The following is a 16,434-nucleotide window of genomic DNA, read 5'->3' on the forward strand; positions in this document are numbered from 1 at the left end:
GTTAGGCTGGCCCTGCTAGCGGCGAGGTCTTCGTCCGTGAATCGCGGTTCAGCATGCAGTAAATGAGGCGGAGATGTCAACGTCGTTTGGAGTTGCCCTGATTGGCACTGGTTTTATCGGGCCGATTCACATCGAAGCCGTGCGCCGAGCCGGCCAGCAGGTGGTGGGCATTTTGGGCTCTTCGCCGGCGCGCTCGCAGGCCGCCGCAGAGAAGTACGGCATTCCCCGGGCTTATGGTTCGCTCGAAGAATTGCTCGCCGATCGAGCGGTGCAAGCAGTGCACATCACCTCGCCCAACCGCCATCACGCCGAGCAAACGGCGGCGGCCATGCGGGCCGGCAAACATGTGCTCTGCGAAAAGCCTCTAGCGATGACATCGGCTGAGTCGGCAGCGCTCGTTGAACTGGCGAAAGAGACTGGCGTGCATGCGGGTGTTTGCTACAACGTTCGCTTCTATCCACTTTGCCACGAAGCTCGCGCACGAATCGCCACCGGCGAAGTCGGGCCGCTGCTGCATGTGACCGGCTCCTATGTGCAAGATTGGCTGCTGAAGGAGACCGATTTCAATTGGCGAGTCCTCGCGAGTGAAGGTGGCGAACTCCGCGCCATCGCCGACATCGGCACGCATTGGCTCGATCTGGTGCAGTTCATCGTCGGCGACGAAGTGACGGCAGTCTGCGCCGATCTGCAGACGGTGCATCCGGTCCGGAAACGGCCGAGCGGCATGACCAGCGTCGAAACCTTTCAAGCCGATCGCGCCACGCCGGTGCACGACGAGGAAGTGCCGATCGATACCGAGGACGCCGGCAATATCTTGCTGCAGTTCGCCAGCGGCGCGAAAGGGAATTTGCACGTTTCGCAAACCACCGCCGGCCGAAAAAACTGTATCCGCTACGAAATCGCCGGCCGCAGCGAAGCCCTCGGCTGGAACAGCGAATGCCCCAACGAACTTTGGATCGGCCAGCGCGATCGCGCCAGCGAACTCCTGGTTCGCGACCCGGCTCTCCTCTCGCCACTCGCCCGCGGCATCGCCACTTATCCCGGCGGCCACAACGAAGGCTTTTCGGATTCCTTTAAGCAGCTCTTTCGCATGTTCTACGGCAGCTTGTCAAAATCGCCGACCGGCCCGCAGCCTTATCCGACACTCGCCGAAGGGCACCGAGAGATTGTGCTGTGCGAAGCGATTTTGAAGAGTCATCGAGAGCGGCGGTGGGTGGAGGTTCCTGGTTCTTAGTCCTTTGTTCTTCGTTGAATGCGAATGCAATAAACCAGGCCGAACTTCTCTAAACTAAGAACAAAGAACCACGAACTAACAACAGGAAATCCCCATGAAACTTGGCTTCGTCAGCGCTATCTTGGCCGACTTGAGTTTCGAAGAAGTGCTGCAATTCGCCGCGCTGCACGATTACGACTGCGTCGAAGTGATGTGCTGGCCGGTCAGCAAAGCCGAGCGACGGTACGCTGGCGTGACGCACATCGACGTGACCAACTTCGATGAGCAGCAAGCCGCGGAAGTGAAGAAGGTCATCTCCGCATCGCGCGTCGAGGTGAGTGCGCTCGGCTATTATCCGAATGCCCTCTCGCCGAATGCCGACGAAGCGGCAAAGAGCGTTGAGCATCTAAAAAAGCTAATCGCCGCTGCGCCGCTGCTCGGCTTGAACACGGTGAACACCTTCATCGGCCGCGACTGGACAAAATCGGTCGACGACAATTGGCCGCGACTGCTCGAAACGTGGCGGCCGCTCGTCAAACTGGCCGAACAGCACCACGTGCGGATCGGCATCGAGAACTGCCCGATGTCCTTTACCAAGGATGAATGGCCCGGCGGCAAGAACATCGCCACCAGCCCGAAGATTTGGCGTCGACTGTTCGCCGATCTCGCCAGCCCAAACATCGGCCTCAATTATGATCCGTCGCATATGATCTGGCAGCAGATGGATTACACACGGCCGATGCGCGACTTCAAGGATCGCCTCTTCCACATCCACGCCAAGGACGTCCGCGTCGACACCGACAAGCTTAACGACGTCGGCATCCTCGCGCACCCCAACGAATACCACATTCCCAAGCTCCCCGGCCTGGGCGACGTCGACTGGGGCCGTTTCTTCGCCGCCCTCTCCGAAACCGGCTACCGCGGCCCGGTCTGCGTGGAAGTCGAAGACCGAGCCTACGAAGATTCCCTCGCCAGCCGCCAGCGCGCGTTGAAACAAAGCGCCATTTACTTACGGCAGTTCATCGGGCGGTGAAAAACTATTACTCCACCGTAAGCGGTGGTTCGCGCCGCAGCTCGTACGAGAACGCGCCGAGCATGGTTCCTTCGCGCACTTCGTGACATTGCAGGCAGTTCTGCCCCGCGCGGATCGCGCCGACGAACTCGATTCGGTTTGTCGTGCTCGACGTTGGCAGTTCGCCGCCTTCTTGTAGCTTGGCCAGGCTCGCGCTTTCGAACTTCGTTAGCGGTCGAGTCGGCGCATCGCGCAACTCATCCATCCGCGGCAGGTGCTTTGATTCATAGACGCGCGGCTCGGCTTGCTTCAACAGGCTGACGAGTTCGAGGCGGGCGATCTTCCAGCGGTTGGGATCTTGCGGCGGATCGCTACCCGGCGGGGCAAACTGCGGCAGCCGGTACGAATCGACCGACATTTTCGGCCCTTCGGTGAACGCGTGAGGCAGAAAGCCCGCGACCTCGTCGCGACTCTTCACGTGACCGAAGCCCCACACCGGCAGAAACCAGTACTGCGCGCCGCGATGAAAGTTAGCCACCTCGCTCCGCGTCGGCATGAGCTTCAGCATGGCAGGATCGGCTGCATCGGCGGGAGCTTTTTCTCCCAAGAGAAACGACGTGGGTTTGAGGGCCGCTTCTTCAGCCGAGAGGGGCGGCAGTTTGTCGAACGGAATCGACTGCACGGGCGGCCCGCTCTGCAGATATTCGGGCGCCGGAGCCATCATCCGCCGAAAACCCAAACCCTGATTGGCGATGAACCGTTCGACTTGATTGGAATGGAGCATTTCGAGCGACTGCGCTCGCAAGCTGAGCTCCGACTTTTTTTTCTGGGCCTGCTTGTCGCTGGACTCGTCCGGCTTGGCTGGCGGTTCCAGCTTTTTGGCGGCGTCTTCGCGGTGCGCGTCCTCATACTTCAAACGTTCGGCCAGCGAGACGTAGGGAAACTGTTTGCGCCAGACTTCGATCTGATCCTTCTGCGCCGCGGTCAACGGCTTCGGCTCGGGAGGCGGCCCGAACCGATTTCCCTGAGCCTGCACGCCAACGACTCCGGTGCCGGCCAGCACCAACGTCATTCCCAAAAACGCCGTTCGCCCGAGTTGCAACCGCATAAATCGTCTCCTGGCACCGCTGCGCCCCAGCAGCTGGCTGTGGAGATAGACGCTCGACCGGCGGAAAAAGATTTATCTATTTCGGGAAAAATAGATCTGCGGCAGCGGCCAAAAAGACAGTACCCCCAGCGGGATTCGAACCCACGACCTTCTGTTTAGGAATTGGATGGTCGTTTCCCTAAATCGCGACAGTGACTAGCCTTGCGCCGCCACTTTAGAGGCTGTGCGCGTTTCTGGCTCTTTTTGTACCATCGCAAGCACGTGTTCCGGGGCCTTCGCGGCAGCGAATGGAATCGCGGAAATTGCGTCGCGTTTCGCCTTCTCCGTCGCCCGGGCGTATACCTTCATCGTCAGCGCGAGCGTGGAATGTCCCAAAATCGACTGTACAGCCTTCGGGCTTGCGCCGTGCTCCATGGCCAGCGTGGTGAAGGTGACCCGGAGCGAGTGAATGTCGACGCTGCCGCCTGGCTCCGCTCCGTCGATGCCGGCCCGTTTGCAAACCGCGTAGAACGCACGCAGCAGGTTGTTCTTGCGTGGAGTGTTGTAAGCCGTCACGAAGACGTGATTCGCCGAGAATCGGCCCGGTGGCGTTTTGCCGGCGATTGATCGTCGGTCGCGCGCAGCCTCCCGCAGCTCCAGCAGCAACGCGTACGTTTGCTCATCAAGCGGGATGTCGCGCGCCTTCCCGTTTTTCGCGACGTTGGCCCGTACGGTGAGAGCGCGCGACTCAAAGTCGATATCGGAAAACAGCAACTGCACCGCCTCATCGTGCCGCATTCCGGTGGTGGCGAAAAGTCGCAGGATCGGCACGAACCACGCTGGAGCATGCGAGAAGAGTTTGCCGGCTTCCTCGACGGTCAGCGCGCGGCGTTGCTTTCGCGGTTCATCGATAGCCAGGGGCGCTATTTTGGCGATCGGATTGTGGCCGATGCGTTTCCATTCAACGCCGCGGTTCAGCATCGCTCGCAGTGTGGCAACTTCAAGGTTGACAGTCTGCGGCGAAGGAAGCTTCGGCTTGTAGTTCTCTCTTTTTTCAACCTTCAGGCCGGCGGGATAGATCGGTTGCACCAGCCGCCATTCGCGGAAGCCAACAACGTACTCGTGATCGATCTGACGAATGCTGTTGACCTTCAAGTACTTCTCGAATTGCTCGAGGTGCCGCTGAAGTTCCCCTGGCCGCTCGATCGACTGTTGAGCCCACCGCATGAATTCTTTCTTCAGCGTGTCCCACTTGTAATCGTTGTCGACGATGCCGAAGTCCGCCCGATCGGCCCGGGCCCGCAACGCGTTGAGCGCTTCCTTGGCGACATCGAACGAACGGGAGAGACGCTCCCGCACGTATCGGCCGTTCTTGCGGAATCGGGCATAGTAGACGCCGCCGCGCTTCCACATGCCGGCGGGTAGTTTTTGTTTTCGGGGCATGATTCGTCTCCGGATCTTGGGGATAAAAATAAAGGCCCGCGGCGTTTGCCACGGGCCATCCTTGCCACTTTGGTAATTGAACCGGCGGACAACTTAGGTCCGCCCGCTCGCACTTTTCATGATTGCTCAGCGGCGGCCACATTGGAGGCTGCCGTTCTTCTCCATTCGTGAATTGCCGCAGCTGCTTTGAGCATCGCGTCGACGGCCGCGGCTTCGCCCGTCGAAAGCTCATCATCAAACGAGCTCACGAGTAGATCGCTGAGGTTGCGAACGCAGCGCGTGATGTGGCGCCGCATCCGCTCCTTGCGCTCGATCGCCTCTTGCACAGCAACGGTCGCTCGATCGATCGCCTCGTCGGCGGCCGTCAACGCATCGTCGCGTAAACTCACTCAACACCTCCCGGACCGCTCCTCTGACGAATCACATCGGCGATGCCTGGCAACACAACAGCGTCAACCATCCTGCCGATTTGCGATGCAGCCGCGGCTGCAAACAATGCAGGCTGAACCGCCGCCGGCGTGTCCATCAAATCGCAGCCGTGCCAATTGCAGTGATCTTCGTCGACGTCGACCACGCCAAGAAACTCGAGCAGATGCAGGTCTCGGCGAATCGTTCTCGGATTCCAGTCGCGCCCAGTTACTTCGCTGATCTCATACGCCAGATCGGCGATGCTCATGCCAAGCCGCCGCGACCGTAGTTGCTCAGCAATGCGAAATAACCGTTCGAACTGAATACCGCGCCGAGTCTCCGTCCGGTGTTGAAAGTTTGGTGCAATCAACGGACACCGCCGATCGCCGCGAGCTCGGCTGCCGTGGGGCGGACGAGGCGAACCGGCATATGGCCGCAGGAGTTCAACTGACCCATGTCACCAGTCATTTCGATGCTGATGAGGTACTCAAGTGAGCAGCTGCCAACTTCGATTGCCAGCCACCATTCGTCACTCTCCTCGCTCCAGTCATTCAGCAACGGCCGATTCTGCTTTACGACAGTTCGCAGTACTTCGGATCGCGTTTGATACCCTGAAAACAGTTGATCGCCGATCGGATTGAAGGAAGTCGTTAGCTCTGGAATGTCCAACAGACTTGCAGGCGTAAACTTGAAATCGCGATCCCACAACTCGCACTGCACTGCGACGAAGCGCGAATCGAATGTCACCGGGATTTTTTGCGTGCGGTATCCCTCCTCATAAAACCATCGCCTGTTCCGGCTCACGTGCCGCTTAACATCGCGTTGGTTCGCAGCGAAACTTATCGCCGAGCCCGCCAATACTTTGTTTTTGGTGAAGACCGCCAACGCTTCGATCGTTTCTGTTTTTGGTGTTCTCTTCATGCTGCACCGCCTTCGCGTCGACGCGTGACGATGTAACTACCGATCGAGACGGCCGCGGCGTTGTCATTGCTGTTGAATGCCGCGAGGGCATCGGCCAGCAGATCGAACTGACCGAGCTCGCAGCCGTCGACGTCGACGACGCGAAAGGGCCATTTGACGGGAACGAATCTATCTTCAGGCCGCACGGATTTTTCCGCCGGCTGATTGCTGATGTACATGAGAATCCTTCCGAGGACTGGGAGTGAAATTGAAAGCCGGTCTCGCGGATCCGATGGCGTCATGCCGACGGTCGGCGCGCGGAAAGGTCCGCGACGCCGCGCCATTGCCAAACGACAGTCGATCCGCGTTTACCCCCGCCCGATGGTTCGACGTAGCCTCGACGGTGCAACAGCCGCAGATCCCTCAGCACGGTTCGCTTGCTCCAAGGTTTGCTTGTCCGCTCAGCGAGGCGATCGGCAAGAGTGCCGGCGCTCAATGGGCAGGACGCGTGGCGGAGCAATTCCGTGATGTACAGAACGCGATCGATTGCAGTCTCAGCGTCGAAATTGGCGGGAGCGATCATCGGTTACCCTCGGGGATGACGGGGGAAACAGCCTGGCGATAGCACAGGCGGATGAAGCGGACCGGGCAAAATAGTGCGACAGCCGGTGTCGCACTTCCCAATCTCAGAATTGCCGCTCCGAATTGCGGCTTGTAGAATCAACATCGCAACGTTCCTTATCCGGGACCATTTGCACCGGCTCGCTGATGGGTTCCAGCCTTCAGCGGGCTTTTTTCGTATCCACACGGCTCCCTGCCGCGGTAACGGGTGAGCGGGCAATATGACACCCGCAACACACCACTGTCAACTATCTCGCAATGTGGGATATGTAGCACTGCGGCAAAAGTCGCACTGCCGGTGACCTGCGCAGCTGTTTAGACTCCGGCCTTATGGCAAAAGTCACCGAACAACTTCGCGCCCACTTGATCGCTCGTGGCGATTCGCAAAACCGAATCCATAAGCAAACTGGGCTCAGTCGAAAAACGGTGGCCGATTTTCTCAGCGGCGAGAACATCCGCGGCGAGACACTCGACACGCTTTGTGAATATGTCGGAGCTGTGCTGACTCTCCCGCCGCTTCCTAAAGAGCCAGGCAAGAAGGCAAAACCTGCTAAAGGTTCGGGGTAGCAAGGGGTAGCAGCATGTTCAATCGAATAGCCGCCGTCATCCTTCTCTGTTGTATCGCCGGCTGCAGCGGTCAACCGCGACTGAAGATCGCAAAGGTCGACGACGTTCACGCCGAGGTGACACGCGTCGCGGCGACTCTCGAGCCGGCAGCCGCGGCCGAGTTCACCACGGCCGCTGAGGTGCTCGCGATGCATGCGGCACTGAGCGCCACGACGGACAACGCAAAGTTGCTCGCACCGGTCTCCGCTCTGAATGGGAAGACGCCGGCCGCGATCGTCGCCGAGTACAAAAAGCTGCCGGCCGATTTGCAACTGAGGTACGGCCGTGAGATCAGCGCGGCACGATCTGAATCCGACTGGCAGCGTGCAAGCCGTCTTCTGGCTGAAATCATGCGGAGCCCGGGCTACGCGGATAATCTGCCGCTGTTGACTGCAGTTGCCAACGTGAATCGGATTTCGGTAGACGAAAAAAGGCCGGACAAATGGACCGCAGATCAGTTCGCCAAAGGCATCGATTACCTGATCACCGAGTACGGACCAGATAGCAAATATGGTCCGTAAGCTCATTGCTTCCACCAGTCGGCTTCGTCGCGGCCTTGATCGTGAGGACCGTCGATCACATGATCGCGGACATGCTTGGTCAGATCCCGCAGATGCTCGGTGAGCGTGCCAACTTGCTGAGCAACAACCAGCAGTTGTTCGGATAGTGCCACCACTGTGGCTTCCAGACGAGCGATTCTTTCAGATTCGGCCATTGTTACGGTCCTGCCTTTGCGACCATTTTTCGCGTGTTGCGCTCGACGTCGGCCAGTGTCTCTCTGGCTTTCTGCAGAGTCTTGTTGCTTTCGGTCATGAACTTCAGATGCTCGCGCGAAACTTTGTTGCTGTCGGCTGCGAAGTCGAGCGATTCTTTCATCAACTCCGCGTTCTTCTCTGCTGCCTTGGCCGCCCGCTCTTGTGGATTGCCACCAGATGTACCGCGGCCCATGGCAATCGCCGCTGCTGCCGAGAACGTCGCCGTCATCGACTTTGCATTGAGCATCCCTTGCACTGCCGCGCCGGCTTCGCCGCCACCGGCAACGCCGAGATCCGGACCAAGCAATTTGTCGACTTCATCCCACGCGTCGCGACGATCCTTCTCTCCTCGCTTTTTGCGCGCTTCGGCGTTCAGCACGTCGAGTTCCTTCTGTGCATCTGCGATCGCGGCATTTGCGTTGTCCGGTCGACCTTGCAACAAGTCATCCAACGCCGCGTTGGATGCCTCATTGTTGATTTCTGCCGTGCGGTTCATCTCCGCGATGACCTTGTCGAGCCCAGTCGCAGTCGCACCTGTGAATTCTTTGGCGAACTGCTTCGTTTGGTCGAGAACATTTGGGGCTATTACTGTGCCGCGCCCCTTGGCCAATTCGGCCTTTGTGTTTTCAAGTCCACGTCGCTGATTTTCTGCAGTCGCTGTGTCGCCGCGGGCCTCTGCCTCTGCGATCGCTTTTTCGTGCTGTTGCAATTTGAGTTCGAGAGTCCGCTTTTGTCGCTCCCAAGTAACGCCCTTTCGCTGATCTTCCTTGGACATGTCGACACCGAGGATGCCGCTGGCAATCAAACCAAGCGCGCCGCCGGCAAGGGATGCTTCGAGAAGAAAATCGCTTATCGCATTCACACCGCTTTTCCAAGCGGCCACGACTTGCGTGATGGCGCCGGTGAACGTCTTCACCACACCCTCAGACCACGAATCCCAAACGGCTGCCATCGTCTTGACGGTCGTTTCCCAGGCTCCTTTGAAGTCGCCGCCGGCGAGCTTGCCACCGATGTCCTTCACCGCTTTGCCCCACGTGCCACCGATCAGGTTGCCGAGGTTCTCCATACCGGTGACGATGGCGAGCTTCAGCCCAGCGATCGCGATTTTGCCGGCAAGCGCCAAGTCGCCTGCTTTGATCGCGTCGTAAATTCCGCCGAACGTCTTTTGAGCGATCTGCAGGAACGGCTCCAGTGCGGCCGTCACTTGATTCAACGCGGCCTTTCCCTCGGCGCTGTACTGCGTCCAGAGATACACGCCGCCAGCCACCGCGGCGATGAGCAGCGTGGCTGGATTGAGCATGGCCACCAGACTGCTACCGATCATCATCAGCTGCGGAGCGATCATTGCGACCTGGCCGAGAGCACCGCCAGCCCCTCCGCCAAGCATGCTGATCAAACCAGCAACGCCGGACAACGCACCGCCGATGCCGCGAGCACCAGCGCCCACCCCGCGGGCCATCATCCCGGCCGTTGAGGCTCCCATGGATCGAATGCGATTGAATGCCCCCATCGCCGCGGTCGTCAACCCGCGAGCGATCGCTGGTCCCGCCGATGCAAACGCAGAAATAACTCCTCGGGCGGCCCATGCTGCATAACCAGCAAGCTTGCGGAGATCCTGGCCGATCAACGGAGCCGTGGCACCAAACTGCTGCTTGAGGCGATTGAGAAGGGAGTTTGCCGAGCCGGCCACCGCGTTCCACGCAGCCGCCGCGCGAGTCGAGATCGCAGCCGTTGCCGCTCCCCAGGCTTGGCCGATCTTGCCAGCAAGCGGACTGGCCACTGCGCCGAGTCGGGAAGTAATCGACGTCACCGCGGCGGAGAGAGCACTGCCGACTCTGGCTGACACACTTGACCACGCCGCGCGAACGCCGTCGGCGGCCGTAGCGGCGATTCCCCGGATCCTGCCCATCGCGTTGGCCATGCCGGTGGCGAGATCCATCGCGAGGATCGGAAACGCTGCTTTGAAGTACGTCAGCGGTCGACCGAGCCAATACTGCAACTCGGTGCTGAACTTGCTCGCAACGGAGGTTGCGCTTGCGAATGCCGAGCGAGCACTGGCAACGATCGCGTTGAACGCAGCGGGGACCTTGCTGGCTGCATTACTCAAACTTGCCCACAGTGCATTTCCCGCCGAGACCGCAGCCGCTCCAACCACGTCGGCCATTGTGCGAGCGGCGACCGCAACTGTGCCAAGTGCGGATCGGCCAAGGTTTAGTGCTGTCACAAATCCGCTGCCGATCGACATGCCGACGCGCTGCACGCTGCCGATGGCACTGATCGCAAATCGCTGAATGCCGGCGAGTGACGAGTTGAAAAGGTTCGTCGCGTAGATAGCCGGCGAAAGCATTGTGCTGAACACGCCGAGCGCGGTACCTGCACCGCTAATCGCCAAGCCGAACCCAATGAGGCCAGCGCCGCCGGCAGCAATTACACCACCGATCGCGATGCCAGCAACGGCAACTTGTGCGATCGACACAGCCAGGCCGCTGTTCGCCTTGATCCACTTGCCCACGACTTCGACGATTTCACGGCCGCGCGTGATCAGCGGCGTGACAACCGGGAGCAGGTCGTTGCCGAATGCCTCTGCAGTATTCTTGATCGCACCCTGCAAGGCCTTCAGTTGGTTCGAGAATGACCCGGCGGTTTTGATGGCATCGCCGATGGCACCCTGGCGGCCCATCGATTCTCTGATGATCGATATGCGAGCCAGCACCTTTTGCGTTTCCGTCGCGCCCTTCTGAATCGACGGAAAGCCCATCGCCAGCATCTTCTGATTGAGTGCTGCCTCTTTAATATTTACGCCGAACATGTCCAACACTTCGCCCGAACCGCTGAGGGCAGAAATGAACCGCTGCAGTGCTTCAGGATCCGAAATGTTGTGGAATGACGCGAAGTCGACGCTGAGTGCGGTCAGCTCTTTGGATAAGTCTGCAGCCTTCCCCGAACCCATCCCCAGGCCCCGAAAGAATGCCTGCAACGCTGAGAGTGACGTCAACGTTTCGGACTTCGACCGGCCAACTGCTGCCGCAAACTCTTCAGACCACTTGCGAGTCGCGCCTGCCTGATCGGCAAAGACTGCTTCGAACTTGCTGACGGTTTCCATCAGATCGCCGGCGGCCTTGATGGGCATCGCGAGCGCAGAGGCAACTAGGCCAAACGTTGCAGCGATGCTGAACCCAATTCGTGCCACGCTGGAACCGAGTACCTGCATGCCCGCGCCAAACGCCTGCAACTGCTGCTTGGCGCCATTGAGAGCTCGCGCCATGCCGGCGGGGAGATTGTTCTTCACGCTGAGTTCGACGAATGCCCGGCCCGCGCGAATATCACTTGCAGCCACAACTAGCCTCCTGAGCCAATGCCCGAATAACTGCTCCCCATCCCGCCGTCGCCGATGCGGCCGCTGAACGATGAGCCCAGCAGACTCTCTTTTCGATCAAGCGCCGGACCAATAAACGGCCGAGGGGCGAGGTGCTCCAAAGAAGAGGTCGACGGCCGATCTTCGCCGTGCTCCAGTGAGCCACCGACGTCACCGATGATCGAATAACCCGTGCCGATCACCGCGGTATCGCTTGCCTTGTCGACGTCGTACCGAATTGCGGCACGGATGTTCTTCCGGGGCATACCGCGAGTGAGCGGCGCTTCACCCGGCCGTGAGTTTTGCCTTCGAGCCCGCCGCCCCCGTCGACGGCCACCGCCACTTGCTGGCGGGGCTCTTTTGATCGTGCTCTTAGCATCTTGGCTGATTGCGTACGACGTCCGCTGTAGCGCGCGGTCGATTTCCTTTTCAGCCGCCGACAGAATCGGCTTCGAGGTATCTTCGAACTGCGTTTTGACGTCGAACATCGCTATTCACTTGCTTGGTGGTAATTTTTCCACCAACCAACTTTCGAAGGTTAGGAGTCGCCGTTCGCGATCTTCGCGAGCAGCTTCTCGAAGTCGCTTTGAAAACGCTGCTCAAGCGCGCCATCGATCTGCGTTTGAATGCTCTCGTCATTCAACTTTTCGAGAGCATTGGTCATGCCGCGTTCATTGGCGTCGGTGATCTTCTTAACCACCGAAAGCACAACCTCGCGCTTTCGTTTCGGGAAGATATCCGCAATCGCGGCGAGAAGTGCCACCGTTGCCGGCTCGATGACATCGCCGACAAGAGCGCGGCCGAATTGCTCCGCGGTTATCTTCTGTTCGTCGGCCTGAGGACGGCAAGCGACATACAACACATCCACCAACAAGCACATGTCGTCGCTCAGGCGCTGAAAACCGGCCGCATCCATGGCGATCGGATCGAAGTTACACTCGCGACGGATCACGCTGACTTTGTTGGTGTCGAGGTTTACCAGCCATTCGCGGCCGGCATTGTCTTTAAAACTTGGCACTGACAATCTCCATGAGCATGAAGTGAAAAATTATTCGGTGATCTCGAGCTCGGATGGTGAGCAATTGGCTGTCATGCCGAGCATCGGGTAAGGAAATGGGAACGTAAAATTGGCGATTGCGAGGCAACTTCCCAGCCTTCGTAATGCAATCCAACGCTAAGCGGGTCCTGATCTGAGCCGTAAACTGTCGCTCCGATTTTGCCACCTGGTTGCGTCAGACCGCTGAGAAATTCGCGGGGATTGGGAGTGATCGCGCCCAGATCAGGATCAACGCACGGGTCGACATTCTGGTTGATCGTGTAATAAAGGCGATACAGGTCACCCCAGGTCTCTGCTGCCCCTTCGACGTAGTTGCCACCGTTGCGCGAACCAAGAATATCGGGATTGATGTCGGTGTAGTCGCAAAGCTTCCAAGCCGGCGGGCCGCTGCCTTTGCAGCAGCAACACTTGCCATCCGGTCCGGCACGCAGAAGCTTCCCGTTGCGCCTGAGGAGTTTTCCGTTTTTTGAGCAGAGCTTCGCCATAGGTGACCGGCAAATACGAGAGGCTTCGCGGCGCTATTCCAGCTGACCCGCGAAGCCGCCCGACGATCGTATTAAAAAGGCCGCGCGGCCAAAGCAGAGAACGGTCCGCGCGGCCCCCAAGCTAAACGAATAAAAGTGGATTCTTGCGACGCAGTTCAGCCAGCTTGCCTGGCGCCGAATTGGCGTCCGCATTCGCACGCCAAGCGAGGATCCTGCGCTCGCTGGCCGCTTTGATCTCAGCCTTGTAACGACTCTCGAGCTCAGCGTGATCTGCTACCGCCGCTTTCACCTCAGCAATCGCCGCATCTGTATTTTTCGCCAACTCCGTAAGCTCGTCCGCTTCACGAAGCAAGGCGACGTCGCGCACCGCACGCTCACGGTCGAACGCCTCATGCGTGCAGCTTGATTCCTTGCACGCCTTTTGAATTTCTGGCCCATCATTCGCAAATCGGCAATGAAGAGACGCGCAGACTTCGGCCAGCAATTTCACATCGCCGTCGACGGTCTCATTGTTTTTCATCCGCGTGATCACCTCGCGGTAGATCGCCAAGGTTTTCTGCCGTGCCTCAATTGCGGCTTTGTCTTCTGCAGAGTTCCACTCGCCGACAATGTCGAAGGCCTGATGAACCGGGTCGGCATCACGTTTCGCCGTGGCGTTGGCGTTGGCGGCAGTCTCGACAGCTGTTGCCGCGACTTCGTTGTCGGCATTTTTCCGCTGGCGAAGAATTCGCACGGCAAGCGAGGGAGACCAGGTGGGGACGATGTTGTATTTCTCGACCCAAGTTCGAAGCGCGTCGAATGTCAGGTAGCCGCCATGCTCCGAGTGTCCTTCAGCATTTCGTATCTCGCCAGCTTGCAATGCCGCGGTGAGCCTGTCACCAGGAAATCCAAGCAGCTGTACGGCCGTTTGGAAGTTCGTAATGTCGTTTCGGCCGAAACCCACCTTGGGGTTCGAGAGCGGCAGCGCTTCGCTAAGCGTGAGTGACTGCAGTACTTCAATCACCTTTGTGACTTTGATCGAAACCTTCGTCTTGCGCAGAAACTCTACTGCGGTAGAAACTCCAATTCCGTCATGAGTAAATGTGTGATGGTGGCCGCTGGCCGTATAAGTCACACGCTGAAACGTGCTTCGGATTTCCTTTTCCGCTTCGGCAGTTCGCAACGCCGATGAGGCTTCGTCATTCAACATCAGCAACCAATCGCTGCGCTCGATGGTTCGATCACCGAAGTGTTTCACGAGCCAATCGAGAACGCCATGTGGATCTGGATTCACTTCGTCGACATCAACGGCAATATCGTCGTCGTCTCCGATTCCCTTCAGAGATTCGAGTTCAGCGGCGGTCACTGCGGCACGTGCGGACATGGTTTGATTTCCTGGAGCTTGGTGATTGGAGCTTGAGCGGTGTTCAAAAGGCGGGTGATCCGCCTTTTTAGGCTCCTCGTTCGGTTTGATCTTTGGCCCGCTCAAGGACATCAATCAGGTGTCGCCGAGCGAGCGACGGGGAAGCTGTAATCGTGAGCGGATTCCATCGTTTTGTGGCATCGAACGATGTGTAGTTGACGACGGCTCCCAAGAATTCCGCTCGCGTGGCTAAACCCGTGATCATCAGAGGAGCAATCGCGCCGTTGCGGCTGACGAGTTCGTTGATCAACTCAGCTGGTGTGGCGACTGAAATATCCATAACGGACCCTTCTTTGCGGCCGATCAGCGCAGGCTGACAGTCGCGATGAATGTGCTTGGAAAGGCGAACTTCACGAACCGACAATTGAAAATGGCGTCCGGCAGAATGAAGTCTTTGCCTGGGGTGACGGTGAATGTGACAGCGTTTCCCGCGCTGATGAGCGGTGCATACTCGCCTTTGGCCGAATCGCAACTATGAACAGTCACCACGCCGGCAATTGCCGCTGGAGTGCGAAACACGCCGCGAGACGCCCCAAAAACGCAAAGTGGGGTGGTTTCATCAGCGGCGACGTCGCCGGCGGTGATTTGTTCAATCGGGAAGCGAGACATTGCGTTTTGTCCTAGTCAAATGCGGCTGAATTGGGATTCGTTGCGCGGAGAAATTGCGCGTGCAGAGTCGGGTTTTCACGCGCAGCAATCGCGCTCGCCTTGTGACGGTCGACCTTGCGACTTTCGGCGATCGCTGCGACTTGCCGGACCCAAGCAGACTTGACCTCGGCGCGGTTCGCCGCGCTCATCGATGCCGCCGGCTTGTGGTTCGTGTGATCGACGTACGCCTGATGGAGATCAGGCCGTGACTTGGCAACCTGCATGACTGCTTGAGGGCGAGCCACGCCCCGCGCGACGAGATCTGCTACGTGATCGCTGAACGACTCCGCTCGTTCTGCGGTAGTCAGCTTGCGAGTTTGTGCGACGTCTGGCATTGTTTCGCTCCGGATGTTCGCCGGCGGCGACGTCGGCAATGAGGCTGAAGGCTTTGCCGCGGGCGAAGTACCCGGGCGTGATTTGGTTGCTGAGAGAAGTTCGGCGTACGCTTGATCGAACGTTCGCACGCCGTCAATGAGTCCCTTCGCCGCGGCGTCGGTCGCGAACAACACGCGGCCGTCGGCGAGTGCGCGAATCGATGCGGGCGACTTCCGCAGGCCTTTCGCGATCATGTCGATGTAAGAATCATTCATGCCATCGATCAAACGCTGCATCTCGGCGAGGTGAGCGTCAGTCACCGCGGAGCCTTGCTCGCCCATTCCCTTGAAGTCACCAGCCCGAACGACGTGAACCTTGATGCCGGCTTTTTCAGCCGCTTGGCTGTAGTCGACCAGCACACCGTAGGTGCCCATCGAGCCGTAGACGGCCTTCTCGGTGTTGGCATATCGTTTGGTTGCCTGGCTCGCGACCGAGACGCCGGCAGACGCGCACATGTCTTCGATGAAAGAGAAGATCGGTTTCTCGGCAGCGAACGCGGCGACGTCGGCACAGAGATCGGCATTGCCTTTCACCGTGCCGCCAGGCGTATCCATTCGCAAAATGGCGCCAACGACTGAAGAATCTCGTTTCGCAGCGCGAAGTCGCTGCCGTGCGAGTACGGTGCTGCAACCGCCAGCGAGCGAGCTTGGCGATTTCATCATCGCACCGACGATCTCGATGATTGCTATGCCATCGGCGGTGGTTTGATACTCGGCCGACATTGGCGATCGTGGTTGCGACATCGATTGCCGCACATGCTCGCCCACGTTCAGGCCGCTGTGGCGCTCCGCAAATGCTCGGAACACGGGTTCGTAAATCGACCAGATGCCGAAATAGTCATCAACTCGCGGATAAGAGTTAACCGCAAGCTCCAGATTATCGAGTCGAATTTGTTGGTTCGTATCCATGGCCGTGATTGAAGCAGATCGAAAAAGGCGATTTCCAGATTCTGGAAGAAAAACTGCAAATCTGGAAAAAAACGGGAAATCATTTAGCGTAGGTGATGAACTTTGCTTGGCACTTTTCGTCGCTGCAGGTGACACGCTGATATACGCTGCCGTCGTTTT

The 16,434-nt window shown here is 58.7% G+C and carries 20 protein-coding genes; 4 read left to right on the plus strand and 16 right to left on the minus strand.

Features of this window, described 5'->3' with window-relative positions; all coding sequences use genetic code 11:
* Positions 1–73: 73 nt before the first annotated feature.
* Positions 74–1,234 (plus strand): Gfo/Idh/MocA family protein, encoded by a 1,161-nt coding sequence (locus M9Q49_RS26665; RefSeq protein WP_254512342.1) that lies wholly within the window; start codon positions 74–76, stop codon positions 1,232–1,234.
* 94 nt (positions 1,235–1,328) lie between these two features.
* Complete coding sequence (locus tag M9Q49_RS26670; RefSeq protein WP_254512343.1) at positions 1,329–2,246, plus strand: sugar phosphate isomerase/epimerase family protein; 918 nt, start codon at positions 1,329–1,331, stop codon at positions 2,244–2,246.
* Between the two features lie 7 nt (positions 2,247–2,253).
* On the opposite strand, the gene M9Q49_RS26675 is transcribed toward M9Q49_RS26670, so the two are convergent.
* From M9Q49_RS26675 to M9Q49_RS36215, 7 genes are all read right to left on the minus strand, one after another.
* Entirely contained in the window at positions 2,254–3,333 is a 1,080-nt protein-coding gene (locus M9Q49_RS26675; RefSeq protein ID WP_254512344.1) for a hypothetical protein, read from the minus strand.
* Positions 3,334–3,528: 195 nt separating this feature from the next.
* Positions 3,529–4,755 (minus strand): tyrosine-type recombinase/integrase, encoded by a 1,227-nt coding sequence (locus tag M9Q49_RS26680; RefSeq protein ID WP_254512345.1) that lies wholly within the window; start codon positions 4,753–4,755, stop codon positions 3,529–3,531.
* Between the two features lie 116 nt (positions 4,756–4,871).
* Complete coding sequence (locus tag M9Q49_RS26685) at positions 4,872–5,144, minus strand: hypothetical protein (RefSeq protein WP_254512346.1); 273 nt, start codon at positions 5,142–5,144, stop codon at positions 4,872–4,874.
* Positions 5,141–5,431 (minus strand): hypothetical protein, encoded by a 291-nt coding sequence (locus tag M9Q49_RS26690; protein ID WP_254512347.1) that lies wholly within the window; start codon positions 5,429–5,431, stop codon positions 5,141–5,143. The genes M9Q49_RS26685 and M9Q49_RS26690 overlap by 4 nt, the downstream gene beginning before the upstream one ends.
* Positions 5,432–5,529: 98 nt before the next feature.
* On the minus strand, positions 5,530–5,910 hold the full coding sequence (locus tag M9Q49_RS26695; protein ID WP_254512348.1) for a hypothetical protein: 381 nt from the start codon (positions 5,908–5,910) through the stop codon (positions 5,530–5,532).
* A 170-nt stretch (positions 5,911–6,080) separates the two neighbouring features.
* Positions 6,081–6,302 (minus strand): hypothetical protein, encoded by a 222-nt coding sequence (locus M9Q49_RS26700; RefSeq protein ID WP_254512349.1) that lies wholly within the window; start codon positions 6,300–6,302, stop codon positions 6,081–6,083.
* A gap of 59 nt (positions 6,303–6,361) precedes the next feature.
* A complete protein-coding gene (locus M9Q49_RS36215) occupies positions 6,362–6,646 on the minus strand; it encodes a winged-helix domain-containing protein (protein WP_390845047.1) in 285 nt (94 codons plus the stop codon).
* A 368-nt stretch (positions 6,647–7,014) separates the two neighbouring features.
* Between M9Q49_RS36215 and M9Q49_RS36220 the strand changes: the two genes are divergently transcribed.
* Entirely contained in the window at positions 7,015–7,251 is a 237-nt protein-coding gene (locus tag M9Q49_RS36220; protein WP_390845049.1) for a helix-turn-helix domain-containing protein, read from the plus strand.
* 14 nt (positions 7,252–7,265) lie between these two features.
* Positions 7,266–7,811 carry a hypothetical protein gene (locus tag M9Q49_RS26705; RefSeq protein ID WP_254512350.1) on the plus strand — a complete coding sequence of 182 codons (546 nt, stop codon included), beginning with the start codon at positions 7,266–7,268 and terminating at the stop codon, positions 7,809–7,811.
* 2 nt (positions 7,812–7,813) lie between these two features.
* Here the strand turns inward: M9Q49_RS26705 and M9Q49_RS26710 are convergent, their stop codons facing one another.
* The 9 genes from M9Q49_RS26710 to M9Q49_RS26750 all read right to left on the minus strand — a co-directional run bounded on the left by M9Q49_RS26710 (position 7,814) and on the right by M9Q49_RS26750 (position 16,275).
* Positions 7,814–8,005 (minus strand): hypothetical protein, encoded by a 192-nt coding sequence (locus tag M9Q49_RS26710; RefSeq protein WP_254512351.1) that lies wholly within the window; start codon positions 8,003–8,005, stop codon positions 7,814–7,816.
* Positions 8,006–8,007: 2 nt separating this feature from the next.
* Positions 8,008–11,382: a hypothetical protein gene (locus tag M9Q49_RS26715; protein WP_254512352.1), complete on the minus strand. Its 3,375-nt coding sequence runs from the start codon at positions 11,380–11,382 to the stop codon at positions 8,008–8,010.
* A gap of 2 nt (positions 11,383–11,384) precedes the next feature.
* The gene (locus tag M9Q49_RS26720) at positions 11,385–11,888 is read right to left on the minus strand and encodes a hypothetical protein (RefSeq protein WP_254512353.1); all 504 of its coding nucleotides are present in this window, start codon (positions 11,886–11,888) and stop codon (positions 11,385–11,387) included.
* 50 nt (positions 11,889–11,938) lie between these two features.
* Positions 11,939–12,418 carry a hypothetical protein gene (locus M9Q49_RS26725; protein ID WP_254512354.1) on the minus strand — a complete coding sequence of 160 codons (480 nt, stop codon included), beginning with the start codon at positions 12,416–12,418 and terminating at the stop codon, positions 11,939–11,941.
* A gap of 71 nt (positions 12,419–12,489) precedes the next feature.
* Positions 12,490–12,942, minus strand: a complete 453-nt coding sequence (locus M9Q49_RS26730) for a hypothetical protein (RefSeq protein ID WP_254512355.1) — start codon at positions 12,940–12,942, stop codon at positions 12,490–12,492.
* A 121-nt stretch (positions 12,943–13,063) separates the two neighbouring features.
* On the minus strand, positions 13,064–14,410 hold the full coding sequence (locus tag M9Q49_RS26735; RefSeq protein WP_254512357.1) for a hypothetical protein: 1,347 nt from the start codon (positions 14,408–14,410) through the stop codon (positions 13,064–13,066).
* A complete protein-coding gene (locus M9Q49_RS26740; protein ID WP_254512359.1) occupies positions 14,373–14,624 on the minus strand; it encodes a hypothetical protein in 252 nt (83 codons plus the stop codon). Before M9Q49_RS26740 ends, M9Q49_RS26735 begins: the two co-directional genes overlap by 38 nt.
* 23 nt (positions 14,625–14,647) lie before the next feature.
* Positions 14,648–14,953, minus strand: a complete 306-nt coding sequence (locus M9Q49_RS26745) for a hypothetical protein (protein ID WP_254512361.1) — start codon at positions 14,951–14,953, stop codon at positions 14,648–14,650.
* A gap of 11 nt (positions 14,954–14,964) precedes the next feature.
* On the minus strand, positions 14,965–16,275 hold the full coding sequence (locus tag M9Q49_RS26750) for a S49 family peptidase (RefSeq protein WP_254512363.1): 1,311 nt from the start codon (positions 16,273–16,275) through the stop codon (positions 14,965–14,967).
* Positions 16,276–16,434: the final 159 nt, after the last annotated feature.

It is taken from the genome of Anatilimnocola floriformis (assembly GCF_024256385.1).
Classification (GTDB): Bacteria; Planctomycetota; Planctomycetia; order Pirellulales; family Pirellulaceae; genus Anatilimnocola; species Anatilimnocola floriformis.